This window comes from Williamsia sp. R60, assembly GCF_054063855.1.
Genome location: NZ_JBSSGR010000001.1, coordinates 73493 through 98126, shown reverse-complemented (window position 1 = coordinate 98126; position 24634 = coordinate 73493). Strand labels below are relative to the sequence as shown.

Below are 24634 nucleotides of genomic sequence, written 5' to 3'. Positions count from 1 at the left end.
CGGAGACATCATCGTGCCCGAACCTCAATTCACCGTCGCCATCGTGGGCGCCGGATTCGGCGGGCTCGCTGCCGGGATCAAGTTGCAAGAGCGCGGAATCGACGACTACGTGATCTTCGACCGCAACGACGATGTCGGCGGCACCTGGCTGGCCAACCAATACCCCGGTGTCGAGGTGGACATCCCGTCGGTCACCTACTCCTACAAGTTCGCACTCAATCCGGATTGGTCCGCGGTGTTCGCGCCGGGATCTGAACTGCTGCAGTACGCCCGCGACATCGCCGAGCGGTTCGGGATTCGCGAGCACATCCGGTTCGGCACCGCGGTGACCGCGGCCGATTTCGACGAGACCACCGATCTGTGGACCGTCACCACCGCATCCGGCGAGACCGTCACCGCCCGGTTCCTGATCAGTTGCCATGGCGCGCTGTCCACCCCGGCCACACCCGCGCTGCCCGGTCTGGAGAACTTCTCGGGGAAGGTTCTGCGATCAGCATCCTGGGACCACGATTACGACCTGACGGGCAAGCGGGTCGCGATCATCGGCACCGGAGCCACCGGTATCCAGATCATCCCCACCATCGCCCCCGACGTCGAGCATTTGACCGTGGTGCAGCGCACGGCCATCTGGGTGTTGCCCAAACCGAACGCGCCGATCCCCGACCGCCTGCGCGGTGTGTACCGGTTCGCACCGAAACTGCAGTTGCTGCCGCGTTTCCTGATCGACTCGACGTTCGAGATCGCCGAGACGCTCGGCGTGGTCTACAACAAGCAGTTGCCCGCCATCACTCGGGGAATGGAGAAGCTCTGCCTGCGTCACCTGCGGGGTCAGGTCAAAGACCCAGAGCTGCGCACCAAGCTCACCCCGCGCTACGGCTACGCCTGCAAACGTCCGTCGTTCTCCAACGACTACTTCCCCACGTTCAACCGCGACAACGTCGACCTGGAGACGTCGCCCATCACCGAGATCACCGGCGGCGGAATTGTTTTCGCAGACGGCCGACGTCTGGAGATCGATGCGCTCATCCTCGCAACCGGCTTCAAGATCTTCGATCTCCCGTACACCATCCGCGGAATCGGCGGCCAGGATCTCGGAGACACCTGGGATTCGGAACGTATGCATGCCTATGAGGGCATCACCGTCCCGGACTTCCCCAACCTGTTCCTGGCGCCGGGACCCTACGGCGTGATCGGGTTCTCGTGGTTCGACACCATCGAACTCTGTGTCACCCACGCGGTGCGGGTTGTCGCCAAAGCCGTCGAGTCCGGCGCGGGCCGGGTGAGCGCAACCGATGAGCAGACCGAAGAGTTCGTCGAGAAGATGCGCAAGAAGGTGCGCAGCACGGTCTTTGCGAGTCCGCGCTGCGCCGGGTCGAACACCTACTACATCAACGCTCAAGGTGATTCGCCCTACCTCCGACCGACCAGCCGGGTGGAGTCGATCCTGTCTCTGCGCAAAGCCCTCAAGGACGGCTACGAGTACTCCACCTGACGCGCATCGTCCTCCACCACCACCGCTGCACCGAGTTGTCTGGTGCGCAGCGTGATCCAGGCGATCGGCGCGGCGAGGCCCGCAGCAACGGCGGCCACCACCACCGAACCGTGCAGCCCGTCGACAAACGCGTCACGGATGACCTCGAGCATCTGCTGACCGCCGGGACCCGGGATGGCCGAGGCAACCTGCACACCGGCCATCACCGATTCCTTGGACGCGGCAAGGGCTTCCGGGGGCAGACCGCTGCCATCGAGCTTGTCACCGATCCCCGATGTGTAGACCGATGACAGCACCGAGCCGAGCACGGCAACCCCGAGGGTGCCGCCGATTTCACGCGTCACGTCGTTGACCGCCGAGCCCGCGCCTGCCTGCTGCGGTGCAAGGGAATTGGTGATGATGTTGGTGGCCGGCCCCTGCACCAGGGCAAGGCCCGCCGCCATCAGGCTCATCGACCAGATGATCAGCCCCCAGTAGGAGGCGTCCTTGCCTGCGAGGAGAACCAACGCGAACCCTGCGGCCATCGTCAATGATCCCAGTGCCGCAACCCGCCCGGGCCCCAGCTTGCGGGCGAACACCATGGCGAGCGGCGAGAATGCGGCCATCACGATCGCGAACGGCAGGGTGCGCAGTCCTGCCTCCAGCGGGCCGTAGGCCTTGACGGCCTGGAAGTACTGGGTGATCAGAAAGATGAACCCGAACAGGCTGAAGAATGCGACCGCGATCAGCCCCGAGGCCACGGCGAACGGCCGATTGTTGAACAGGCGCACATCCAGGATGGGATGGCGCGAGCACAGTTCGATGTACACGAATCCGATCAAAAACGCTGCCGCACCGATGAATCCACCGATGGTCTGCAGCGATCCCCACCCGTGATTCGGCCCCTCGATCAGCGTGTAGACCAGCAGGGTCACGCCCGCGATGGACGTCGCTGCGCCGGCGAGGTCGAACGGACCCGGCTGAGCTTTGCCGCCGCTGGGTACCGCGAGGTAAACACCGACGAGCACTGCTGCGGCGATCGGCAGATTGACCCAGAACACCGACGACCACGAGTAGTGCTCGAGCAGCCAACCTCCGAGCACGGGACCGATGGCCACGGCGATACCGGTGGTGCCGGCCCAGATGCCCACTGCGATGGCCCGCTCCTTGAGATCGGGGAAGATGCCGATCAGGATGGCCAGAGTGGCCGGAAAGACCAGTGAGGCAAACAATCCGAGCCCCGCACGCGTGGCGATGAGCTGTCCGAGCGAGCTCGATTCGGCAGCGAGCACCGACACCGCCGCGAAGCCGAGGATTCCTATGACCAGTACCTTGCGACGGCCGAATCGGTCGGCGAAATGGCCTGCGGTGAGCAGTAGCCCGGCAAAGGTGAGGGTGTAGGCGTCCACCACCCACTGCAGTCCCGAGTTGCTCGCGCCGAGATCCCGACTGATGGTCGGCAGCGCGACGTTGACGATGGTGTTGTCGATCATCACCAGGAGCACGGCGCCACAGAGGGCGACCAGGCCCCACCAGCGATTGCGCGACCGGGCGGCGGTCTTGGGTTCGACCAGCTCTGTCTTTCTCATCGACTCTCTCCTGAAGTAGGATGCTGTTCTAGTGTTGTAGTACATTGTTCTATACAAGAAGAACAGCGTGCTACTGCGATGTCAAGAGGGATCGTGCAAGTGGTGTGAAAGGATTGACGACGTGGCATCGAAATCGCCAAGGACGGCATCGCGGACCCCTGCCGGAGATGTCCGAGGATTGCTCCTCGATGCCGCCCTGCGCGTGCTGGACACCCACGGCGTGCGTGGTCTGACGGTGCGTGCGGTGGCGTCAGAGGCCAAGGTCGCGCCGATGGGCGTCTACAACCACTTCGACGGCAAGGATGGTTTGATCAATGCCCTTGTCACGGAGGGCTTTTCGCAACTTCGAAAGATGATCGGCAGCGTCGTCGACTCCGACGCCGACGTCCGGTTGAACCGCGCCGGTCACACCTATCGCGCCTTCGCACACAAGTCACCGACGCTCTACCGGCTCATGTTCTCGGGCCAGTGCGCGCCCGAAGGCGAAGTCGGAGAAGCAGCCCTCGGTGCGCTCACCGAGATCGTTCGTTACGGACAGGCCGCGGGCACCATCCGGGCCGGGGAGCCGATGGACCTCACGCTGCAGATCTGGTCCTGTGTGCACGGTGCCGTGAGCCTGGAGCTCGATGGAGCCGGGCCTCCCGACACCACCAACCACTGGGAGTTCATCTACACCCAGACCCTCGATCTGATCAGCCGAGGCGTCGCACCCTGACTCAGGGCAGCAGAATCGGAGGCAATCCCGGAATGGGGTTGGGGATCGTGTTCGGCGCAGGCCGTGCCGGTCGCCGTGTTGTCGTCGGCGGCGGAGGCGGCGGGGGTGCGGTGTAGCGCATCACCGGGGCAAGCGCGGCTTCGGTGTTGATCGGCGGCAGGGGCGGCGGGGTCGTGGTCGGGGCCGATGACGCGGTCGGCGACTGCGCGGGGGCAGGCGTTGCCGACACCGCAGTGCTCGTCTCCGGGGTGCGCAGATACCGCTGAGACTGCGGTTGACCGGTATCTTCGCTCCACGGCGCGACCACCAGGGTGGCGCCGCCGACAACAATCAGGCCGGCGATCAGCGCCGCACCGATCAGCACAAGCCGGTTCTGGCGCCGGTTGTCCACGGGCGGTGGCGCCGGTTCGGGTTCCTGCACGAGCTGGGGTTCCGATTCCGGTTCGACGACCGGTGCCGGCCGCGTATGCCGTCCCGGTACCGCCAGGGGTACGTCCGCATGCATCGCCAGGACGGGCAGGTCATGCAGTCCGGTTGTCAATGCCGCTTGCAGACCGGGCCAGATCACGTGGTCGGGCATCAGGACCACGGCCGTGACCGGGGCAGGTGAGCCGGCGGCAATCGATCGTGCCACGCTGACCGCGCGCGCCACCGCGGGAGCCAGGGCGTCGTCGAGGTCGGTCCGGGTCACCCGCAGCATGCCGACGTACTCGTGACCCATCACGAATGTCCCGTCCGAACGGCTGAGCGCCGAGCGGGCCTTGGTCATGAGGTCGAGCAGTTCACGCGCCCACTCGGCGTTCTCGGGCATCGGGGCCTTGCCGGTGCGAACCAGGTAGTCGGCCACCGAACGGTCGAATGCCCTGCCCTGCAGGTCATGGTCGTCGAGCTGCATCAGGCATTGTCCGGTTGCGGAGTCGACCGCGGCACCACGCAGACCGCCGTCGTCGAGATCGATCAGGGCGAAGGCCGGTCCGACCTGGCCGGATGCTGAGTGCAGAAGGTCACGAACCGTGCGCAGAAGCGATGGGTCGAGCCAGATCACTGCTCCCGACCTCCTCGTCGTCGTTCACCATTAGCAGTCGTTCACCAGTAGCAGTCATTCACCAGTAGCAACCGTTCGATGGCCATTCTGCACGGGACTGTCCTGTATGTCTTGTTCAGCCGCCATCGCAGCGACCCGAGTGTCATCAACAATTGTGTCATTTGTCAATGTCACGTTTAGAACTGGCATCGTGCCAGCCGGTTTAGAATCTCGGGGTGACCGAGTACCGGATCGACGACCTCGCACGCGCCGCGGGAACCACCACGCGCAATGTGCGTGGGTATCAGGACCGCGGGCTGCTGCCCCGCCCCACGCGTCGCGGACGGATCGCGATCTACACCGACACCCATCTCGCCCGGCTCAAGGTGATCAACGACCTGCTGCACCGCGGTTTCACGATCCGGCACATCGCCGACTTCCTCCTGGGTGTGCAACGCGGCGACGACCTCGTCGACGTCCTCGGGATCCGGGAGGTGGTCACCGAACCGTGGTCGAAGGCGCGATCGGAGACCATCTCGGCCGAGGCCCTCAAGTCATTGCTCAACTCCCGCAACCCGTCTCACTACAAGAGTCTCGAAGACTTCGGTCTGATCGAGGCCGACGGTGACGACTACGTGTTGCGCGACCGCGAGACCGTATACGCCTTCGGACGGCTCACCAAACTGGGTCTGACGCTGTCGAAGATCCTAGACGTGCACGGCAAGGTCGAGAAGGAGATGGCCGCCGTCGCCTCCACCCTCATTTCAGCCGGCCGCGACGTGGTCGAATCCGAACGCGGTGAGGGCTGGGTTCCCTCGGAGGGTTCCGAAAGCGACTGGGCCGCAGAGTTGATCGGCGAGATGCGCCGCACCGCGACCATCTCAGCTCACAGCGCCCTCGACCGCGCCCTCGATCGCGACCTCGCCCATCAGCTCGACGACTACCTCCGCAAGGCTACGGACTGACCAGTTCTGCAACTCCGGTGGTCGAATTGCCGCCGAGCGCGTAGTACTGCCATCCGGCGGCGATCCACTGGCCGGCGTTCAGGCATCGTCTGCCGTCGACGATGTTGGTCTTTCGCACCACGGGTGCGAGCTCATCGGGTTCCATGTGCACGAACTCGGCCCACTCGGTGAGGACGAGCACGGCGTCGGCGTGCTCGCAGGCCTCGCGGGCGGATGAGGCGTAGGTGAGGGTGGGAAACATCTTGCGAGAGTTGGCGATTGCCTTGGGGTCGAAGACGTTGACGGTCGCGCCCTGCAATTGGAGTTGACCGGCGACGTTCAACGCCGGCGAGTCTCGGACGTCATCGCTCTCGGGCTTGAATGCCGCGCCGAGAACGGCGATGTTGGCGCCGAGAAGGCTTCCGCCACACACTTTGGTGGTCAGTTCCACCATGGCTGTGCGACGGCGCATGTTGATCGAGTCCACTTCGCGCAGGAAGGTCAGCGCCTGGTCGGCACCGAGTTCGCCGGCTCTGGCCATGAATGCCCTGATGTCCTTGGGGAGGCAACCTCCGCCGAAACCCAATCCGGCGTTGAGGAATCGGCGGCCGATGCGGTTGTCGTAGCCGATCGCGTCGGCCAGCATCGAGACGTCGGCCCCACTTGCCTCACACACCTCACTGATGGCGTTGATGAATGAGATCTTGGTTGCGAGAAAGGCGTTCGCCGAGACCTTGACCAATTCGGCGGTCGCCAGGTCGGTGTGCAGGAAAGGGATCTCCTCGGCGAGCAGGTCTGCGTAGAGTTCGCGCACCAGCTTCTCGGCATGGCTCTCAGCATTGGCGCGATCTGTGCCCAGCACGATGCGGTCGGGGTGCAGGGTGTCCTGGATCGCGAAACCCTCGCGTAGGAACTCAGGGTTCCAGGCCACCTCGATGGTTGCCGCCTCATGCGCTCCCGCGGTGGCGCGGCGTTGCAGATCGGCGGCGGTTCCCACGGGCACCGTCGACTTACCGATGATGAGGTGCTCGCCACGCAGTCGCGGGACGAGCTCGTCGAGCATGCTGTGGACGTGCCGGAGGTCGGCGGCGTACTCGCCCTTCTTCTGGGGAGTTCCGACTCCGAGGAAGTGGATGGCGGCGAAGTCTGCCGCTTCGTCATAGTCGGTGGTGAAGCGCAGGCGTCCGTTGTCGAGGTTGCGGCGCAGGACCTCGACGAGTCCGGGTTCGTAGAAGGGCAGGTCACCGGCAACGAGGGTCGCGATCTTCGCCTCGTCGACGTCCACACCGAGGACTTCGTGTCCGAGTTCGGCCATACATGCTGCGTGGGTGGCGCCGAGATAGCCGCAACCAAAAACTGTCACCTTCATACGTTCGGTCATACCCATCTGCGTACGGACTATGTCTGTCTGGCCGGGGTGGTCGAGGTGACGAGTCGGGGTCAGTCGTGCGAAAAGTTGAGGTAGGCCTTCGACGGAGTCGGTCCGCGTTGACCCTGGTATTTCGATCCGACCGAGGCGCTTCCGTAGGGGAACTCTGCCGGGCTGGACAGCTTGATGAGACACAGCTGGCCGATCTTCATGCCCGGCCAGAGGGTGATCGGCAGGTTGGCCACATTCGACAGTTCCAGAGTGATGTGGCCGGTGAAGCCCGGGTCGATGAACCCGGCGGTCGAGTGGGTCAGCAGTCCGAGGCGGCCGAGCGACGACTTTCCCTCGAGGCGGCCCGCGAGGTCGTCGGGCAGGGTGCAGACCTCGAGGGTGGATCCGAGGACGAACTCGCCGGGGTGCAGGACAAACGGCTCCCCTTCTTCACGCTCGACCAGCGTGGTCAGATCGTCCTGGCGTTGGGCGGGGTCGATGTGGGTGTACCGGGTGTTGTTGAACACCCGGAACAGGCCATCGAGCCGGACGTCGATGCTGGAGGGTTGCACCAGCACGGGGTCGAAGGGCTCGATGGCCAGGCGGCCATCAGCGATCTGGGCGCGGATGTCGCGGTCGGAGAGCAGCACACGAAGAGGTTAGCTGCCAGGGTGCGCTCACCAGGTGGTGCCTGCTGGTTCCTGGATCGTCACGTTGATGCGGTTGAAGAAGTTCGTGGTGGCGATCAGCAAGATGATCGCCGACAGTTCCTTCTCGTCGAAGTTGTCGGCAGCTTCGTCCCAGACGGTGTCGGGTATTGCGTGGCCGCGGGAGTCGGCCAGGCGGGTGGCGTACTCGGCGAGATTGAGCGCGGCGCGTTCGGGTTCGGTGAAGAAGGGCGATTCGCGCCAGACGGCCACGGTGGAGATGCGGTCGTCGCTTTCCTCTTCCGCCTTCAGGTTCTTGGCGTGGGCGTGGACGCAGGCGGCGCAGCCGTTGATCTGGCTGACCCGCAGTGCGAGGATTTCGCGGAGTGAGGCCGACAGACCGCCTTGGTCCATTGCTCCGAACAGGTGTGGGATGGCCTTGGTTGCCTGCGGCAGAACGGTGGCGGGGTTGGTCATGCGTGCGGTCATTGAGGACTCCTTCATCGGGGCGGCGATGTTGTGTCACATCGGCCGTGTCGGGCGGTTCATAGCTCTGACACGACGGAGAAGGGGAATGTGACCGATGGAGACAAACGATTTTCTGCTCACCGAGTTCGAGGCGAATCGCGGGCATCTGCGAGCGGTGGCCTATCGGATGCTGGGTTCGCTCAGCGAGGCCGAGGATGCTGTTCAGGAAACCTGGCTGAAGGTGGTCGGCGCCGACACCGATGAGATCTCGAACATCGGGGGCTGGTTCACCACGATCACGTCGCGGGTGTGTTTGAACATGTTGCGGTCGAGGCGGACTCGCCAGGAGGAGCCGCTGGAGATTGCGCACGTGCCCGACCCGATCCTTGCTCCGACTCGATGCGGCCGACGATCCGGAAGGCCAGGCGGTACTGGCCGATTCGGTGAGTGTTGCGTTGTTGGTGGTGTTGGAGACCCTGAGCCCGAGTGAGCGTTTGGCGTTTGTTCTGCATGATCTGTTCGCGATGCCATTCGATGAAGTGGCGCCGATTGTGGGCAAGACGCCGGCGGCGGCCCGCAAGTTGGCCAGTCGTGCGCGTTCTCGGGTGCAGGGGGCGACGCCGCGGTCGCAGGGTCTGGCCGAGCAGCGGCGGGTGGTGGAGGCCTTCACGGCTGCGGCTCGGGGTGGCGACCTGGAGGCGCTGATGGCTGTGCTGAATCCGAACATCGTCATCCGTACCGACGTGGCCGCGGACCGCGCACCTGTTGAGGTGTTGGGCGCCGAGGCTGCGGCCCGGGGCGCGATTACGTTCCAGCGGTTCACCGAGCGCACGCAGATGGTGCGCATGAACGGCGGCATCGGTGTGCTGGCCTTCTCTGGCGACACGGTGTCGTCGATCGCCGCGTTCACGGTGTCCGATGGCCGTGTGGTGGCGATGAATATCGTGGCCGATCCAGAGCGGTTGGCGCAGCTCGATTTCTCGGGCGTCATCTAGCGGACCGCAGCTTTGGTCACGACCCGTTGTCCGCCGCGGGTGCTGAACCAGATCGTCCGGTTGTTGTGCAGGACCACCCGGATGATCCCGCGGGTCTTCATGTCGTGATGCTCCTTGCACAGGCATTCGAGGTTCGCCTCGATGGTCCATCCACCGGCCGACGGGTTGGCATGGTTGAACGGGACGACATGGTCGAGTTCGCACTTGTCAGCGGGCACGGTGCAACCCGGATAGCGGCAGTGCCCGTCGAGGGCGCGAACTATTCGGGCGAGCTTCGATCCGGGTCTGTATCGCAAGGCGCCGGGCGGCGGCGTGCTCCAACCGCCGTGCCCGTCGGGGGTCGGCGGCGCCTTGATTGGCGGTGGTGGGCCAAGGTTTCTCTCTCCCAGAACTATTCGATCTCCGCCGTCGACCGAGTTCATCAAGGCGGCCGTGAGGTCTTCGCTGGTTACCGGCGCATCGCCGGCAGAGTTGATGAGTTCGAGAACGGCGGTGAGCGCGTTCTCCCCGATCGTCACCAGGCCCTTCCACCGCGATCGGCCCGCCAATGACCGCGACTGCTCGCAATCCAGCGGCCCATATCCCATCAGGTAACCGGGGTTCGTCGACAGCCCCAAGACCGTCGGCAGATCCACCACCAGCTCGGTCCATGCGCGTTTGTGTCGATCGGTGGAGGTCGGGGTCGGCGCCGTGTCGGCGGGCTCAGCCGTGTCGGCAGGCGCGGCGGCGTCGGCGATTGCATCGAGCACCGCATCCACCTGCGCCGCACGATCATCGGCTGCAATCTCCTCGAGCTGAGCCTTGGCGCGCACTGCTTCCTCCGCAGTGCAGGCCGTGATCAGACTCGCCATCCCGCCTGCTCGCCGGCGCACCACCACCCGGCGGGCCGGATCCACGAAGTCACCATCGTTGGCCACGTCCGGCTCGAATGGCATCAGATGCCGGTCCAGTTCCTCGGCGAAGACGTAGTCGCCCAAGAGCATTGCGTCTTCGGCGAGTACGCCGTCCAGATCCATCAGGGCGTCCCGATAACCGCGGGAAGCGCGGTGATACAGCGCCTTGAGTTTCTCGATGCTCAGCTCGCCACAGGCAAATGCGTCCGCCAGCGACGGGAGATGGTCGAGCAATCGCTGGCACCGCAGCAGATGGTCGGCCTGCCCGGTGGTGCATCGCCAGGCGACCGCGATCTCGCACGCAGCCGCCCGAGTGCCGTTCTCGTCGTCGTTGCTGGAGACGTACCGGTAGTACTCGAGGTCGTCATCCAGCCGCTGAGCCCACGCCCGATTCACCTCGTGAATCCCAGATCGCATCCGCGACAACAACTCTGACGCCTCAGCGTCCATCGTAGTGGCCCCCGCCCAACTCATGATTCGATCATACGTTCGAGGTCTGACAATCCGTCAGACCGAGCGCTGACCACCACTGCCGGGCATGCCTGTTAACATCGCTCTCGCGGCCAACGCCGCACGCCGATGTAGTTCAATGGCAGAACGGCAGCTTCCCAAGCTGCATACGCGGGTTCGATTCCCGTCATCGGCTCCACCGAGGGGCAAGCGCCCAGTCGCTCTACTTCGCAGTCGCTCTGTCCCGACCCAAGCTCGTCAAAATCACCGGCCCATCGTCGGTCACGGCAATCGTGTGTTCACTGTGAGCGGTGCGCGACCCATCGGCCGAACGAATGGTCCAGCCGTCTTTGTCGTAGACGATCTTGTCGGTGCCCTGCGCCAGCCACGGTTCGAGGGCGAGGGTAAGGCCGGGCTTCAGCTTGAGACCCCGTCCTGCCCGTCCCACATTCGATACATGCGGGTCTTCATGCATGGTGCGCCCGAGGCCGTGCCCACCGAACTCGGTGTTCACGAGATATCCGAAATCTGTTGCCACGCCGCCGATTGCTGCTGAGATGTCGCCCAGACGGTTGCCGGTGACCGCAGCGGCGATACCTGCGGCGAGAGCCGTTTCGGTGGCTTCGATGAGCCGCTCGTCCTCAGGACGCGGAGTACCGACGATCAGGCTCCGCGCCGAATCGGCAACCCACCCGTCGATCGACACCGCGATGTCCATGCTCAGCAGATCGCCATCGCGCAGCACGTAGTCATGCGGTAACCCATGCAGCACAGCATCATTGACCGACAAGCAGATGACGTTGCGGAACGGTCCGCGGCCGAACGACGGCGAGTAGTCCCAGTAGCACGACGTGGCGCCGCGCTCGTCGATCAGGTGACGGGCACGGTGTTCGAGGTCGAGGAGGTTCACCCCCGGGGCAGCGCGCCCGGCGAGGTCGTCGAGCAGTTCGGCGATGAACAACCCTGTGACACGCATCGCCTCGATCTCCCGCGGCGTCTTCAGTTCCAGCACAGATATCCCTTTCACAAACCCAAGTCCGGTATTTAAATACCAGCGTAGCCGTCGACCCGGTATTTTCATACCGCGCCAGGTAGACTCGCCACATGGTTCGTCTCCCGTTGACTCCTGCCCAAGTCGCCACCGGCCAGCGCCTGGGTGCATACCTGCGCCAGGCCAGAGGCGAGCGCACTCTCATCGAAGTCGCCCAAGAGGCGGCCATATCGCCGGAAACACTCCGCAAGATCGAGACCGGCCGGATGCCGACACCGGCGTTCACCACCATCGCCGCACTGGCCCGGGTACTGGCCCTACCCCTCGACGATCTGGCGAACATCTGTCTCGTACGCGAGGACCTTCAGAAAAGCGGCTGAGCACCAACTTCATCCCCGATAGCGCCAACCAAGGGATATATGCCCTCGAGGCACGCCCACGGGGACGATGTTGGTGAAGTCGCGATCGCGGTCACGGAGTAGCCGACAGGACTACAGTTTGTTCCATATCGTGCATCTTGCTCGGTGGCAAGCGGATGGAGCTCAAGCAATGAGCACCGAGAACAACGATGCATACAAGCGGATAGCCGAACTGGCCCGCGACATGAGCGAGCATCTGCCCAACGATTCAGCGACCGCTCTCGGTGAGCTCATCCACAACGCCGTGGACCACATCCCGGGTGCAAGCTATGCCGGGATCACGGTCGTCTCCAGGCAGAACAGAGACGTCGCCACGCCGGCGGCCACCCACGAGGTCCCCCGGACACTCGACGCCCTGCAGCAGAAGCACCGCGAGGGACCTTGCTTCGACGCGGCGGTGGAACACGACAGCTACTACATCAGCAACCTGTACGGCGAGAAACGATGGCCCAGGTTCTGCGCGGACGCCATCGAGCAGACGCCGATCCAATCGATCGCGGCATTCCAACTCTTCACCACGCGAGACGCAGTCGGCGCCCTCAATCTGTACTCGGAGATCCCTGGCGCGTTCGACCAAGATTCACGGGATCTCGGGTACATCTTCGCCGCACACGCCGCGACGGTCTGGGGCGCCTTGCAACGGGGCGAACAGTTCCGCAGCGCATTGGCCAGCCGCGACACCATCGGGCAGGCCAAAGGCATGATCATGGAGCGCTACAGCGTCAACGCGATCCAGGCATTCGACCTGTTACGCAAGCTGTCTCAGGAATCGAACATCCGTCTGTATGACATCGCACGGCAATTGGTCGAGAACGACCATCCATCCGGCGCCCGATGACGAACTCCGGGGGCACAAGGCGGCGCCCCCGCCATATGTTGTGAAACCGGGGGCGCCTGATCAACGACGCCTCCGCGGTGACACCGTTGCCTTGCCTCCGACTACCCAGCGCGATGGATCGATAACCTATTCGGCGATCCGCCGGAACAGGTGCACGCTCTGTGGAACCATCGTGAACATGACTTTGCATCCAGAGATCACAGCTCTCATCGAAGAGGCGGAACGGACGCGGCAGCGTGCGCTCGACCACGGGAGTACCGAACTGGCCGATCAGACACAACGCTTCATCGATGACCTGCGCGAGAAGGGCAACGCCCTGTCCGAGCCCGACGCCGAGGCGAATCAGGTACTCGAGGAAGCCAAGAGCAACCTCGCCCGACTGTCGGACGAGGGAAAGTAGAGCGGCAACGCGCAGTGAGACTCGATGAGTTCCGGCGCATCGTCCAGGCCTCCGACCCCGACGACTGGTACGTGATCAAACACCAGGGCCCGAGCTATCACGATTGGCTCGCCGGGACCGTCTCGAAAGACGGTTACCGCCTCGAAGTCAACACCCACTACGCCACGGCGTCGTACAAGCCCGACATCAGCCTCACGGTGGGCTGGGGCATGAGCCTGGACTTCGAACACCACGGCGAACGCGCGCACGACCGAACATACGAATGGTCGAAGGTGCTGTCGGACAGCCGGGTTCGTCTCGCCTTCGCCGACTTCTTCTGGTGCGGCGCTCTCGTCGACCGGTTCACCTACGTGGTGGCCGATGGTGGCCGGGCCGTGCTGCCATGGGCGGTGGAGATCCAAGGTCTCAAGACCACGCAGTGGGAACACGACACCGCGAAGCTGCTGCATCACCTCGGTGACCACATCGAGGGTTTCGAAGAGTACTTTCGCAAGGTGGGTTTCCAGATCGATGGCACGTAGATGCGCGGTGGGGTGAGCAATCCCCGCGTCGTGGTGATCGGTGCGGGCATGTCCGGACTCGCCATGGGAGTCAAGCTCAAGGCAGCCGGTTTCGACGACTTCACCATCCTGGAAAAGGGCAGCGACGTTGGCGGGGTGTGGTTTTGGAACCGCTATCCAGGGCTGGCGTGCGACGTGCCGTCACTGCTGTATCGCTATTCGTTCCAGAACAAGACCGACTGGCCGAAGGTCTTCTCGGCGCGAGACGACATCCAGCGCTACCACTGCGGAGTCGCAGACACCCACGACCTCTGGCCGCACATCCGCCTGAACACCGAGGTCACCGGCGCCTGCTTCCGTGACGGTCGATGGCATGTCGAGACCGCTGCCGGTGACCGGCTCACCGCCGACTTCGTCGTTGCCGCCACCGGCGTTCTCCATCATCCGAACACACCCGACATCCCAGGTCTCGACGACTTCACCGGCGAGGTGGTGCACACCGCACGGTGGGACCCAGACCTCGAGACCGACAACAAGCGGGTTGCCGTCATCGGCGGCGGGTCCACCGGCGTGCAGATCACCGGTGCGTTGGCCCCGTCCGTCCGATCGCTCGCGGTCTTCCAGCGCACACCTCAGTGGGTGTTGTGGGCGCCCACCACAGTGCGTCAGCCGAGAATCCTGACGGCTCTGTTCAAGCGATATCCATCCGCTGCGCAAGCCTCATTTCGAGCTTCCGTCCGGGCCAGCGCATTGTTCACCGACCTCACCATCCATCCGGGGTTCAAACGCACCGCTGTGCAGACCTATGCGCGGCTCTGCCTCCACCTCATCCGCGACAAGGAACTCCGCGAGCGCCTCCGGCCCGACTTTCAGCCGCTGTGCAAACGCCAAGTGTTGTCCGGCAACTACTTCCGGGCCATCCAGCGTCCCGATGTCGAGGTGATCACCGACAAGATCGACCACGTCGACGCCACCGGAATCGTCACCGTCGACGGCAGGCATCACGATCTCGATGTGATCGTTCTGGCCACCGGATTCCGAGCCCACAACTACATGCGGCCGATGTCGGTCACCGGCCGCGACGGCATCACCATCGATCAAGCCTGGGACTCGGGCCCGCACGCGTTCGCGATGACAAGCATTCCCGGCTTCCCGAACTTCTTCACCATCCTGGGACCCAACAGTCCGGTGGGCAGTATCCACCTGCAGACGGCCGCGGAATTGACGTGCGACCACATCGTGGCGTGGGTCGAAAAGCATGCCCGCGGTGAGATGGCCACCGTCGAGGTGACCACCTCGGCCACCGAACGATTCAACGTCGAGGTGCGCAAGGCGCTGGAACCGACGGTGTGGAACACCGGGTGCCAGAGCTGGTACTTCAAAGAGGACGGCAGTGTCGATCTGTGGCCGTTCGATCTGGCCACCCTCAAGAGTTATCTCGGTACCCCGGACCTGGCGGACTACTCGCTGACCCGTCCCCGCGCCCGATCGCTCACAGAGAGCGACTGAACGCGAGCACGTCGATCGTCTGATCCGCGACGTCCCGGGTCCCTCGGATGAACTGCGCGTTGGTCTCGTCCGGCCCGAGTGCCCACCGCCTCGCGTGCTCCGGAGTCTTCCCGAAATGGATGTGCCGCTTAATGAGTCGTTCCACCCGGACGTCCGCGGGTGTGTCGAGATACCAGATCTCGTCGACGAGTTCGCGAAGACGGCTCCACGGTTCGTCCTTCGCCAGCAGGTAGTTACCCTCGGTGATGATCACCGGCGTATCGCTGGGGATTGCGATGGCCCCGGCGATGGCTTCCTCGATGTCGCGGACGTAGTCGGGCGCGTAGACCACGGACTCCGCTCGTGCCCGCAGGCGCTGCACGAGGTTGACGAATCCGTGTGCGTCGAAGGTGTCGATGGCACCTTTCCGGTCGGCCCGCCCGAGACGCTGCAATTCGTTGTTCGCCAGATGGAAGCCGTCCATCGGCACAGTGACCGCCGCTGCATCCAGCCGGTCGATCAGCGCCTGGGAAACGGTGCTCTTACCGCTGCCCGGCTCCCCGACCACACCGATCATGATCCGTTCACGCCCCTCACGCAGACGCGCCACACGAGCCAGCAGGTCTGCGATGTCGGTGATCACGACGTGTTCCTTCCGATTGATGTGGGTATTCGGCTGCGGTGAAAGCGCCAGGTGCTCAGGAGTTCGTCCCAGACACCCACGACCTGAAGGTACTAGCGGACGCCGCACGCGGCTGTCGCGGATGCCACCTCTATCAGGACGCCGATCAAACCGTGTTCGGTGCCGGATCGGCCCGAGCCCGCATCATGTTCGTCGGCGAGCAACCCGGGGATCAAGAAGACCGGGCCGGCGCACCTTTTGTGGGTCCAGCAGGCAAGTTGCTCGACAAGGCGCTGGCCGCAGCGCACATCGACCGGACGACCACCTACGTCACCAACGCGGTGAAGCACTTCAAGTTCACCCGCGCCGACGGCGGCAAACGCCGGATCCACAAGAAGCCGGGACGAACCGAGATCGTCGCCTGCACACCGTGGCTCACGGCCGAGATCGAGACCGTGCGGCCCGAGGTACTGGTCTGCCTCGGTGCCACGGCCGCCCAAACGTTGCTGGGCACCAGCTTTCGGCTCACCGAGCACCGCGGCAAGGTGTTCGATCTGGGTACCGACGGTGCACTCCCGGGTATCACCGCGACGACGCGAGTTGTCGCCACCATTCACCCGTCCGCGCTGTTGCGGGGGCCATCCGAGGACCGCGCACAAGGTTTTGATGCGCTGGTCGCAGACCTGAGGGTGGCCGCCGAGCTGATCTGACGGCTCGGGCAAATCGTTGCGGAAGCGAGACGCGACATCGGGTGGACGTGTGGAACAGTGAGTCTTCGTGACCACATCAGTCACTTACGTCACTTCAGTTACACGCGAGGAGCAGTCATGCCCACCCTTCGCTCGACAACGATCGGGTCGATCGTGGTGGCGCTCACCGCGGCCGCGACAGTGGCGCTGGCTTCGCCGGCAACTGCGGCACCGTGCGGGAACCAAGGTGGGAACGGTTCTAGCCTGATCCCGGGGATCGGTGACTTCGGCAGCAGTAGCGGAACGGGGAACGTCGACGCCGGGCCGCAGGGACCGCTCCCGACCGTCGTCGGTGGCAACACGCAGTCCGTCTCCTGGGTCACCGGCCCTCGCAGCGACAACCGCACCCTCGACCGCTTCGGCATCTCCGGCACCGACCTCGGGATCAGCTGGGACAACGGGTCAGGACAGACGCTGATGGCCTTCGGTGACACCTTCGGCAATTGCGGCGCCGCAGGTCAGGAATGGCGGCACAACGTGCTCCTGCGTTCGGACGATGTCAACCTCGCCGACGGGATCTCGGTCCCGGACCCCGCACCCGGCAACCGGCGGTCGGGTTCGGTTGTCACCGCCGAACGCCCGCGGTTCTCGCAGCAGATCATCGATGCCCTTGACCTGCCCGCCGTGGAGATCACGACCATCCCGACCGCTGCGATCTCGGTCGGGGACACGCAGTACATCAACTACATGTCCGTCCGGGCGTGGGGAAACCCCGGTCGCTGGGACACCAACTACTCGGCGATCGCGGTCTCGCGGGACAACGGCCAGACCTGGACTCCCGAACTCGGGACCGTAAGGGTGAACTCCGGGGTCACCATCGAGGGTGTCGAACAACTCCACGCAGACAACAGCAAGTTCCAGATGGGCGCCTACCTGCGCGGCAACGACGGTTTCATCTACCAGTACGGAACTCCCAACGGCCGCTACGGAGCTGTGTACCTGGCCCGGGTGAAGGCCGCCGACATCCTCGACCTGACGAAGTACGAGTACTACTCCAACAATCCGGCCGATCACTGGCCGGACACGATGGGTGATCTGAAGGCGATCGCTCCCGCACCCGTCAGCGAGATGTCGGTGGCATGGAACGAACACCTGAAGAAGTACGTGATGCTGCACGGCATCGAATCGCAGGGGCGACTGGTGCTTCGAACCGCTGATCGACCCGAAGGACCCTGGAGCGACGCGAGGACCCTTCTCAACCTCGCGCAGACCACAGGTGGCATCTACGCGCCGTACATCCACCCGGCGTCCAATGGCCGGTACCTCTACTTCACGGCCTCACGCTGGTCGGACTACAACGTGATGCTGCTCAGAACCGATCTCGACCGACTCTGAGGTCCACTCAGCGGCGGTTCGCGCGGACGGGCAGCGAACCGTCTCGGCGTAGCGAGAAGAAATAGGGCTTGGCCGAGCCACGCAGGTCCATCAGCCCGAGCACCGTGTCGTCGGAGACGCGACGGAAGATGTCGTTGATCGGCTGCGCGTCATAGACCATCGTCGCGGTGTCGACACCGCGGTACTGCGTGGTCCGCAACCTGGCCTTCGGTTTCTTGGTCTGCAACAACGGGCGTGCGGCGTTCACCAGTCCGCCGAGTGAGCAGTTCTCCAGCGACGGCAACGGAGCGTTGAGCAACACGCCAACCGGGAGACGCTTGGGGTCCAGCGCCCACAGAGCCCTGCCGTCCACGGTCGGGAACAACAACGGGTGCACGGTCTCCCCGTCGACGAACTGCTTGCCCCACCAGCCACTGGCGACGAGCATGCCGTCCATCGGGTGACCGGTCTGCACTTCCGCCCCGCGCCAGGTGCCGATCATGAAATCTGTCTCGACGGGCTCGGCCGCGTCGAACACCGCGAGGGCCTCCTCGGTTGTCGCGCGCTCGTCCCTGATCATCTGCTCCGCTACCGACATGGACCTCAAGGTAGCGAATCGGAGAGTAATTCGTGCCGGCAGTGGGAACAACTGACATCAATAGCCTGGAAGTACTGCCGTTGGTTCGTCACGATCGAGAGGCCCCCGATGGAATTGATCCTGCTGATCGCGGTGATCGTTGTGGTGATCGGCATCGTCGTGCTTGCCCGCAACCAGGGCTCGACTCGTCGTCGCGCCGACGAAACCATTCTCGCCGACGCGAAAGCCGATGCGAGACAAGCGATCGAGCGGCTCGGCGGCCAGGTCTTCAACCTCGTGGGGTCCAATGAACCGGCCAAGTCCGCCCTTGCCGACGCGTCCGAACGTTTCAACGCGGCCGGGTCCCAGATCGAGCAGGCGGCCACCCCCAGACAAGCCGAGCTCGCCAAACAGACTGCGCTGGAAGGCCTTTACTACGTACGAGCCGCCCGGATCGCGATGAACATGGACCCGGGACCCGATATCGGCACGCTGGTGGGCCAGAAGAGTTCGGGTGAAGTCAGCGAGAAGCGGGAGATCGAGTACGAAGGCCGCCGGGTTGCCGCGTCACCCCAGCCGTCGGACCAGACACCGAACTACTTCCCCGGCGGACGCGTCGCCGGCCGACCCGTCCCCGCCGGCTGGTACTCCGAACCGTGGTGGAAGCCGGCCCTGGTCGCCGGCGCCTGGGGCCTGGGATCAGTGCTGCTGTTCAATGCCATGTTCAGCGGCATGGCCGGCGTCGGATACGACGCCCAGGCCTTCGAGGGCGGTTATGGCGACGGGTATCAGGACGGTCTCGACGCAGGTGACGGCGGTACCGACCCCGGCGACCCAGGCGACTCCGGCGATGCGGGTACCGACTACAGCGCGTCCGGGGACGACTTCGGCGGTGACAACTTCGGCGGCGGCGACTACGGCAACAGCGACTTCGGGGGCGGCGACTTCGGCGGCGGGGACTTCGGCGGCTTCTGACCGACCGCGGTTCGACAAGTACGTCCGCCCGATCGTATGGCGAGGATCACAAACTTCGATTTGCTAACGGCTTACCTGCGAAGACCCGGGCTCACGCCCCGGCGTCACGGCCAATTGGTCACGGATCGATAACGGTTAACGCCGTGTTTCGGGTACCGTCGGCGCGGTCGTAAAAGGCCTAGACAAAGGCCATATCAGGAGGTCCCCGATTGGGTAAGCATTCAGCGCCGAAGAGAAAGTCGCGTTCACCTTTCGCTCTGGCAGCTCTCGTACCCATCGGATTGGTCACCGCAGCAGCAACCGCCGAGGCCGATCACCAGCTGACCGACACCACCAAGCAGGTGGCCGACACCCGTCAGGCCCCGCAGTCGTCGACGCCGGCTCCCGCTCCCGCTCCGGTGGTCGAGCCGGTTGCCCAAGTTGCCGCGCCTGCGCCCGCACCGGCACCGGCCCCCGAGGTCGTGCCCGCAAGCGTCACCAGTGGTCAGATCCCCCGGGTCAACTACGAGGCCTATTTTGCAGCCGGGTCGAAGCTGGCGCAGGAACTACCGGGTTGCGGTATCTCCTGGCAGCTGATCGCCGGAATCGGACGGGTCGAGTCGACCCACGCGAACAACGGCAAGGTCGGCGACGACGGCGAGCTCCTCGCGCCCATCCTCGGCCCGGTACTCGACGGCAGCCTGGCCGGGAACAACGTCATCCACGACACCGATGGCGGTCAACTCGACGGCGACCCCAACTACGACCGCGCGGTCGGGCCGATGCAGTTCCTTCCCGAGACCTGGAAAAGGTACGCAGCGGACGGCAACGGCGACGGCGTGATCGATCCCCAGAACCTGTTCGATGCCGCCCTGACCACCGGCCGTTACCTGTGCGACGGCGGACTCGATCTCCGTGATCCCGAGCAGCAGGTCGCCGCAGTGCTCAGGTACAACAACTCGATGGAATACGTGTCCGACGTGCGGGGCTGGGCAGCGGGCTACTGAGCCTGGGCCGGGGTCTGGGCCGCTCGCGGCAGTGTCAACAGCGTCACCACGCTGACCACGACGAGCAGGATCGCACCCACGATGAGGAACGTCGCGATCGCGGCGCCCGGCAGGAACAGCACGATGATCCCTGCGACCACCGAGAACACACCTGACCCGATCAGGAACCACTTCGGCGCGTAGTGCGCACCCGCCAGACCGGCCGCAATTTCCTGCGCTCCCTGGAAGATCCAGCCCACACCGATCACGATGGCCAGCAGCACCAGCGACTCACCGGGGTTGAACAGGCAGATGATGCCCGCAATCAGGACGATCGCGCCCATGATGCCGAAGAACACCCGCATCGAGGTCGGCAGCAGCTTGGCCGAAAACGCCACGGTCAGCCGGTACACGCCGGTGAAGATGAGCGTGATCCCGAACAGCAGGGCGACAACCAGCAACGTCGGTTCCGGCCACACCAGCGCCACGATCCCGACGATGATGCCGATGATTGCGCTCGCAATCAGCCCCGCCCGCACGGCGTTGCGGAGTTGATCGGGAAAGGACTGAGGGACAAAGGCGTTGGTGCGGGGCGACGTGGGGCCCGTGGCGTTGGTCATGGGGAGAACTTACAACTCCGGCGCGTCCCGGCGCAGGTGTCCGCATCCACATGCGAAACAACGCAGACTTTCTCCGCCGATTCAGCCCATCGAGCGCGCAAACGCGTCGATCTGTTCCTTGGCCTCCGAGAGACTGACCCCGGTCCGCTGATGCCAGAGCTTCAGAGCCAGTGGCATCTTCCCCGCCTTGATTGCATCGGCGATCTCAGGGGGAATGTTCTCGGCGGTCGGAGCCGCTGGTGCCGGCGGCCCGTCCAGGCCCAGCCTGCGGTATAGGTCGTCGATCAGTTCACCCTGTCGCTGCACCTGCCGCCTGAGGTCGGCAATGTCCTGCGCGTCGCTACTCATGACAGCGGACGCTAACAGTGGCCCAGCTAGGTGTCCACGGAAAACCACGGACACGCGTAGTAAGTGAAGATGATTGGATGACGGCCAATCGATCGGCGCGCATACCTGGCGTCGACATCGCGCGGGCGCTGGCGGTACTGGGCATGTTCGCAGCGCACATCCTCGACCTCGGCGATCTGCGGTGGACGCAACCGGAGACGTGGGGTTCGGTGGTCAACGGCCACTCGGCCGTCACCTTCGCGGTGTTGGCCGGGGTCTCGATCGCCCTGGTGACCGGCGGCACCGCCCCTCTCGGCGCCGAACAGCTTGTGGTCGCGCGCCATCAGCTCCTGGTTCGGGCGTGTTGCATCTTCTTGCTGGGCGGATTGCTCCAGATGCTGGGCACCCCCGTCCTGATCATCCTGGTGATGTACAGCTTCCTGTTTGTCGTCTCGCTGCCGTTGCTGCGGGTCTCGCCGCCCACGCTGTTCGTCGCGGCCGGTGTGGTGGCAGTGGTCATGCCGTTTCTGGTGCCGCTCATCCACGCCGCACTCGGGGCGTGGGGGTCTCCGTTCAACGCGTTGACCGACATCCTCATCAGCGGCGGATACCCGGGGCTGATCTGGGCGGCCTATCTGCTTCTGGGACTGGGCATCGGACGGTTGGACCTCCGGTCGCCGATGGTCGCCCGGCGACTTGCCGGCTTCGGTGCCGGCATCGCCGTGGCCTCCTATCTGCTTTCCGCAGCGTTGTCGGGTTTCGACGACGGAACACACCAAACGCCGTCCCAGTTCTACGCACCCTCAGAGAACCCGGGTGGAGGCTTCCTGTGGGAATGGGCCGACCTGCAGGCGATGCTGGGCGCCGAACCACATTCGGGCACCCCGTTCGACGTGTTCGGTTCGGCGGGGATCAGCATGCTGGTCATCGGGCTGTGCCTGTTGCTCTGCCGACGGCCCGGACGGTTCAGTTTCCCGCTGCGCGCCACCGGGTCCATGGTGCTCACCGTGTACAGCGCGCACATCGTGGGCATCTTCGTCCTGTGCCAGTTCTCCGAGCGCGGTCGCGGCGGCGTGTACCCATGGCAGGGGTTGCTCACCTGGATCGTCTTCGTACTGGTCGCGGTCGCATTCTCGACCGTATGGATTGCCCGGTACGGTCGCGGTCCGGTGGAAGGTCTCATCTCATCGATCGCCCGGCGGAGCTCGGGTAGTCGCCGAGTACCAGCGCGATCCGGGGTCTGATCGGTACAGTCGAGTCATTGCACTGCCGCCTCCACCACCGCCTCTCACAAGGACCACCGATGCCAGTTCGGCAAGACAGCCTCACCCAGATCGACGGTGGCACTTATGCTTTCATGCATCTCCCCGGCGGCTGGGGCCAGACCAACACGGGCCTGGTGGTGGGCGACGATGCGTCGATGGTGATCGACACGGTCTGGGACACCGCACGCGCGGAGTCGATCGCGCAGGCCTGGCCGGATCTGGTCGGATCGGCGGCCATCACAGAGGCAGTCAACACCCATTCCGACGGTGACCACTGGTGGGGAAACGACACGTTGCCGGCGTCGGCGCGCATCACCACCTCGGCGTCGGCTCTACACGCCATGAAGGAAGACACCCCACCCGCGGCGGTGGCGCGATTCTCGAAGCTCGGGTCGGTGGCGTCGGCGCTGCCCGGGCCGGCCGGAGCACTGGGTTCCTACTTAAGCCGGGTCACCGGAGGAGCATCGCTTCCCACCCGGGTACCCCGGCTCCCGGATCACACATTCACCGACACCGACACCATCACCGTCGGGGGACGCACCGTGTTGCTGCGGGATCTGGGTCCCGCCCACACGCCCGGTGACGTCATCGCACATGTGCCCGATTCAGGGGTGGTGTTCACGGGCGACCTGCTGTTCATCGGGGCCACACCGGTGATTTGGCATGGCCCACTGAGCAATTGGCAAGACGCCCTCGACCATCTGCTCGGTCTGGACGCGGCGACGTACGTTCCCGGCCACGGCCCCATCTGCGGGCGTACCGAGATCGAGCTGCTCCGCGACTACTGGTCGTGGCTCGATCGAGAGGGGCGTGCTCAGTTCGACGCGGGCCGGTCCCCCATCCAGGCCGCGCGAATACTCTTGACCAGCAGCGACTTTCGGCCGTATGCGCACTGGGACTCCCCGGAGCGCATCGTCCCGAACCTGAGCACCCTCTACCGGCTGTGGAAGGGCGAGGCACCAGCTCCACCCACCTTCGGGCGCCGCGCCCACGCCTTCGCGGATGCCGGGAAATTGTTACGCGAACGCAGCCGATGAAGATCCGCCGCCTCACCGACCCCGCATCGCTTGCCATCTTGCATGAGCCCACCGAGACGTGGATCAGCCTGCGGGCCGCGCTCGATTCCCGCGGCCGACTCGACGAGCTGTCCCACCTGCCCGCAAATCTGCTCGCCCTGCTCGCCACCGGCGAACGGTCTCGGGCCACCGTCATCGACATCGTCGACCGTGCCGCACGTAAGGGGGTCGGCGTGGCCGTCGACCCAGCGCCGTCGATCCCGTATTACCCGAGTTCGCTGCGATGTTTCCTCGGCTGGGAGGAACACTGGACCAAGGCCGCCCACGGCTTGGTGCAACGCAACCTGCCCGCGACCCGCCCTCTGATCCGCGGCTATGAACGGTTGACACACAGGGTGTTTCCGCCGCTGCGACCCAATTCCGCTTTCTACGACCATCCCGTCTACTACACCGGCAATCACCTCACGGTGATCGGTGATGGTGAACCGATGCCGTGGCCGGCATACAGCAGCGAGCTCGACTTCGAGCTGGAGTTCGGCATGATCATCGCCCACCCGGTGCGCGACGCCACCCCGGAAAAGGCTGCGGCAGCCATCGGGGGGTTCGTGGTGTTCAACGACTTCAGTGCGCGTGACGTGCAGTGGGACGAGCAACGTCGCGGCGTCTTCGGACCCGTGGTGAAGACCAAGACATTCGGTAGTTCCATCGGGTCCGTGGTGGTCACGGCCGATGAGGTGCTGTCCGAGATCGACCAACTCGAGGCGACCGTTTCGGTGAACGGCGAGGTGTGGTCGTCCACCAGTACCCACGGATTGCGTTACAGCCCAGGCGAAGTGATCGCCTACGCGAGTCAGTCAGAGAATCTGCACTCGGGTGAGCTGATCACGTCTGGCACCCTGCCGATGGGGTGCGGCCTGGAATTGGACCGCTGGATCGCGCCGGGCGACGAGGTCACCCTCACCATCGACCGCATCGGTTCGGTGACCAACACGGTGTCAGAGCCCGCCTGAGC

The 24634-nt window shown here is 64.6% G+C and carries 26 protein-coding genes, 1 tRNA gene and 1 pseudogene; 17 read left to right on the top strand and 11 right to left on the bottom strand.

Translation table 11 applies throughout. The features are described 5' to 3' along the window. Positions 1-13: 13 nt before the first annotated feature. Positions 14-1492, top strand: a complete 1479-nt coding sequence (locus tag ACVWY6_RS00370; protein WP_457535530.1) for a flavin-containing monooxygenase — start codon at positions 14-16, stop codon at positions 1490-1492. Here the strand turns inward: ACVWY6_RS00370 and ACVWY6_RS00365 are convergent. Further along, positions 1474-3060, bottom strand: a complete 1587-nt coding sequence (locus ACVWY6_RS00365) for an MFS transporter (RefSeq protein WP_457535528.1) — start codon at positions 3058-3060, stop codon at positions 1474-1476. The two genes, ACVWY6_RS00370 and ACVWY6_RS00365, sit on opposite strands and share 19 nt — an antisense overlap. 121 nt (positions 3061-3181) lie before the next feature. On the opposite strand from ACVWY6_RS00365, the gene ACVWY6_RS00360 reads away from it, so the two are divergent. Then, on the top strand, positions 3182-3775 hold the full coding sequence (locus tag ACVWY6_RS00360; RefSeq protein ID WP_457535526.1) for a TetR/AcrR family transcriptional regulator: 594 nt from the start codon (positions 3182-3184) through the stop codon (positions 3773-3775). A gap of 1 nt (position 3776) precedes the next feature. On the opposite strand, the gene ACVWY6_RS00355 is transcribed toward ACVWY6_RS00360, so the two are convergent. Next, the gene (locus ACVWY6_RS00355; RefSeq protein WP_457535524.1) at positions 3777-4820 is read right to left on the bottom strand and encodes a hypothetical protein; all 1044 of its coding nucleotides are present in this window, start codon (positions 4818-4820) and stop codon (positions 3777-3779) included. Positions 4821-5035: 215 nt separating this feature from the next. Between ACVWY6_RS00355 and ACVWY6_RS00350 the strand changes: the two genes are divergently transcribed. Then, positions 5036-5764, top strand: coding sequence for a MerR family transcriptional regulator (locus ACVWY6_RS00350; protein WP_023960084.1), 729 nt, complete (start codon positions 5036-5038; stop codon positions 5762-5764). Here the strand turns inward: ACVWY6_RS00350 and ACVWY6_RS00345 are convergent. From ACVWY6_RS00345 to ACVWY6_RS00335, 3 genes are all read right to left on the bottom strand, one after another. Further along, complete coding sequence (locus tag ACVWY6_RS00345) at positions 5754-7112, bottom strand: UDP-glucose dehydrogenase family protein (protein ID WP_457536819.1); 1359 nt, start codon at positions 7110-7112, stop codon at positions 5754-5756. The two genes, ACVWY6_RS00350 and ACVWY6_RS00345, sit on opposite strands and share 11 nt — an antisense overlap. 71 nt (positions 7113-7183) lie before the next feature. Then, a complete protein-coding gene (gene dcd / locus ACVWY6_RS00340) occupies positions 7184-7753 on the bottom strand; it encodes a dCTP deaminase (RefSeq protein ID WP_023960087.1) in 570 nt (189 codons plus the stop codon). Between the two features lie 27 nt (positions 7754-7780). Continuing rightward, entirely contained in the window at positions 7781-8239 is a 459-nt protein-coding gene (locus ACVWY6_RS00335) for a carboxymuconolactone decarboxylase family protein (RefSeq protein ID WP_457535522.1), read from the bottom strand. Positions 8240-8333: 94 nt separating this feature from the next. Here ACVWY6_RS00335 and ACVWY6_RS00330 point away from each other — a divergent pair. Next, positions 8334-9213, top strand: a pseudogene (locus tag ACVWY6_RS00330) (sigma-70 family RNA polymerase sigma factor). Here the strand turns inward: ACVWY6_RS00330 and ACVWY6_RS00325 are convergent. Continuing rightward, positions 9210-10580, bottom strand: a complete 1371-nt coding sequence (locus tag ACVWY6_RS00325) for an HNH endonuclease signature motif containing protein (RefSeq protein WP_457535520.1) — start codon at positions 10578-10580, stop codon at positions 9210-9212. The pseudogene ACVWY6_RS00330 and the gene ACVWY6_RS00325 overlap by 4 nt on opposite strands. Positions 10581-10681: 101 nt before the next feature. Here ACVWY6_RS00325 and ACVWY6_RS00320 point away from each other — a divergent pair. Further along, a tRNA-Gly gene (locus tag ACVWY6_RS00320) sits at positions 10682-10755 on the top strand. A gap of 24 nt (positions 10756-10779) precedes the next feature. Here ACVWY6_RS00320 and map read toward each other — a convergent pair. Beyond that, positions 10780-11568 carry a type I methionyl aminopeptidase gene (map, locus tag ACVWY6_RS00315; protein ID WP_457535518.1) on the bottom strand — a complete coding sequence of 263 codons (789 nt, stop codon included), beginning with the start codon at positions 11566-11568 and terminating at the stop codon, positions 10780-10782. Between the two features lie 92 nt (positions 11569-11660). Here map and ACVWY6_RS00310 point away from each other — a divergent pair, with 92 nt between their 5' ends. From ACVWY6_RS00310 to ACVWY6_RS00290, 5 genes are all read left to right on the top strand, one after another. Continuing rightward, a complete protein-coding gene (locus ACVWY6_RS00310) occupies positions 11661-11927 on the top strand; it encodes a helix-turn-helix domain-containing protein (protein ID WP_030175798.1) in 267 nt (88 codons plus the stop codon). A gap of 169 nt (positions 11928-12096) precedes the next feature. Continuing rightward, the gene (locus ACVWY6_RS00305; protein ID WP_457535516.1) at positions 12097-12804 is read left to right on the top strand and encodes a GAF and ANTAR domain-containing protein; all 708 of its coding nucleotides are present in this window, start codon (positions 12097-12099) and stop codon (positions 12802-12804) included. A gap of 178 nt (positions 12805-12982) precedes the next feature. Next, positions 12983-13204 (top strand): hypothetical protein, encoded by a 222-nt coding sequence (locus ACVWY6_RS00300; RefSeq protein WP_030175790.1) that lies wholly within the window; start codon positions 12983-12985, stop codon positions 13202-13204. Between the two features lie 14 nt (positions 13205-13218). Further along, positions 13219-13725, top strand: coding sequence for a hypothetical protein (locus tag ACVWY6_RS00295; RefSeq protein WP_023960101.1), 507 nt, complete (start codon positions 13219-13221; stop codon positions 13723-13725). Beyond that, positions 13726-15213 (top strand): flavin-containing monooxygenase, encoded by a 1488-nt coding sequence (locus ACVWY6_RS00290; RefSeq protein ID WP_457535514.1) that lies wholly within the window; start codon positions 13726-13728, stop codon positions 15211-15213. It abuts the gene before it with no gap. On the opposite strand, the gene ACVWY6_RS00285 is transcribed toward ACVWY6_RS00290, so the two are convergent. Next, positions 15197-15835: a nucleoside/nucleotide kinase family protein gene (locus ACVWY6_RS00285; protein WP_457535512.1), complete on the bottom strand. Its 639-nt coding sequence runs from the start codon at positions 15833-15835 to the stop codon at positions 15197-15199. The genes ACVWY6_RS00290 and ACVWY6_RS00285 overlap by 17 nt on opposite strands. Positions 15836-15873: 38 nt before the next feature. Between ACVWY6_RS00285 and ACVWY6_RS00280 the strand changes: the two genes are divergently transcribed. After that, positions 15874-16524, top strand: coding sequence for a UdgX family uracil-DNA binding protein (locus ACVWY6_RS00280; RefSeq protein WP_457535511.1), 651 nt, complete (start codon positions 15874-15876; stop codon positions 16522-16524). Positions 16525-16641: 117 nt separating this feature from the next. Continuing rightward, positions 16642-17898, top strand: a complete 1257-nt coding sequence (locus ACVWY6_RS00275; RefSeq protein ID WP_457535509.1) for a DUF4185 domain-containing protein — start codon at positions 16642-16644, stop codon at positions 17896-17898. A 7-nt stretch (positions 17899-17905) separates the two neighbouring features. Here the strand turns inward: ACVWY6_RS00275 and ACVWY6_RS00270 are convergent, their stop codons facing one another. Continuing rightward, complete coding sequence (locus ACVWY6_RS00270) at positions 17906-18475, bottom strand: DUF4334 domain-containing protein (RefSeq protein ID WP_457535507.1); 570 nt, start codon at positions 18473-18475, stop codon at positions 17906-17908. Positions 18476-18583: 108 nt separating this feature from the next. Between ACVWY6_RS00270 and ACVWY6_RS00265 the strand changes: the two genes are divergently transcribed. Beyond that, positions 18584-19429 (top strand): DUF1542 domain-containing protein, encoded by an 846-nt coding sequence (locus tag ACVWY6_RS00265; protein ID WP_457535506.1) that lies wholly within the window; start codon positions 18584-18586, stop codon positions 19427-19429. A gap of 209 nt (positions 19430-19638) precedes the next feature. Continuing rightward, a complete protein-coding gene (locus ACVWY6_RS00260; protein ID WP_457535504.1) occupies positions 19639-20415 on the top strand; it encodes a lytic transglycosylase domain-containing protein in 777 nt (258 codons plus the stop codon). On the opposite strand, the gene ACVWY6_RS00255 is transcribed toward ACVWY6_RS00260, so the two are convergent. Both ACVWY6_RS00255 and ACVWY6_RS00250 read right to left on the bottom strand, forming a co-directional pair. Continuing rightward, positions 20409-21014: an HdeD family acid-resistance protein gene (locus ACVWY6_RS00255; RefSeq protein WP_457535502.1), complete on the bottom strand. Its 606-nt coding sequence runs from the start codon at positions 21012-21014 to the stop codon at positions 20409-20411. The two genes, ACVWY6_RS00260 and ACVWY6_RS00255, sit on opposite strands and share 7 nt — an antisense overlap. 81 nt (positions 21015-21095) lie before the next feature. Continuing rightward, positions 21096-21362, bottom strand: a complete 267-nt coding sequence (locus ACVWY6_RS00250; protein WP_457535501.1) for a hypothetical protein — start codon at positions 21360-21362, stop codon at positions 21096-21098. Between the two features lie 77 nt (positions 21363-21439). Between ACVWY6_RS00250 and ACVWY6_RS00245 the strand changes: the two genes are divergently transcribed. From ACVWY6_RS00245 to ACVWY6_RS00235, 3 genes are read left to right on the top strand one after another with little or no spacing between them, the layout of a single operon-like run. Further along, on the top strand, positions 21440-22585 hold the full coding sequence (locus ACVWY6_RS00245) for a DUF418 domain-containing protein (protein WP_457535499.1): 1146 nt from the start codon (positions 21440-21442) through the stop codon (positions 22583-22585). 59 nt (positions 22586-22644) lie between these two features. Next, positions 22645-23643: an MBL fold metallo-hydrolase gene (locus tag ACVWY6_RS00240; protein ID WP_457535498.1), complete on the top strand. Its 999-nt coding sequence runs from the start codon at positions 22645-22647 to the stop codon at positions 23641-23643. Further along, on the top strand, positions 23640-24632 hold the full coding sequence (locus ACVWY6_RS00235) for a fumarylacetoacetate hydrolase family protein (RefSeq protein WP_457535496.1): 993 nt from the start codon (positions 23640-23642) through the stop codon (positions 24630-24632). Before ACVWY6_RS00240 ends, ACVWY6_RS00235 begins: the two co-directional genes overlap by 4 nt. The last annotated feature ends 2 nt before the right edge of the window (positions 24633-24634 follow it).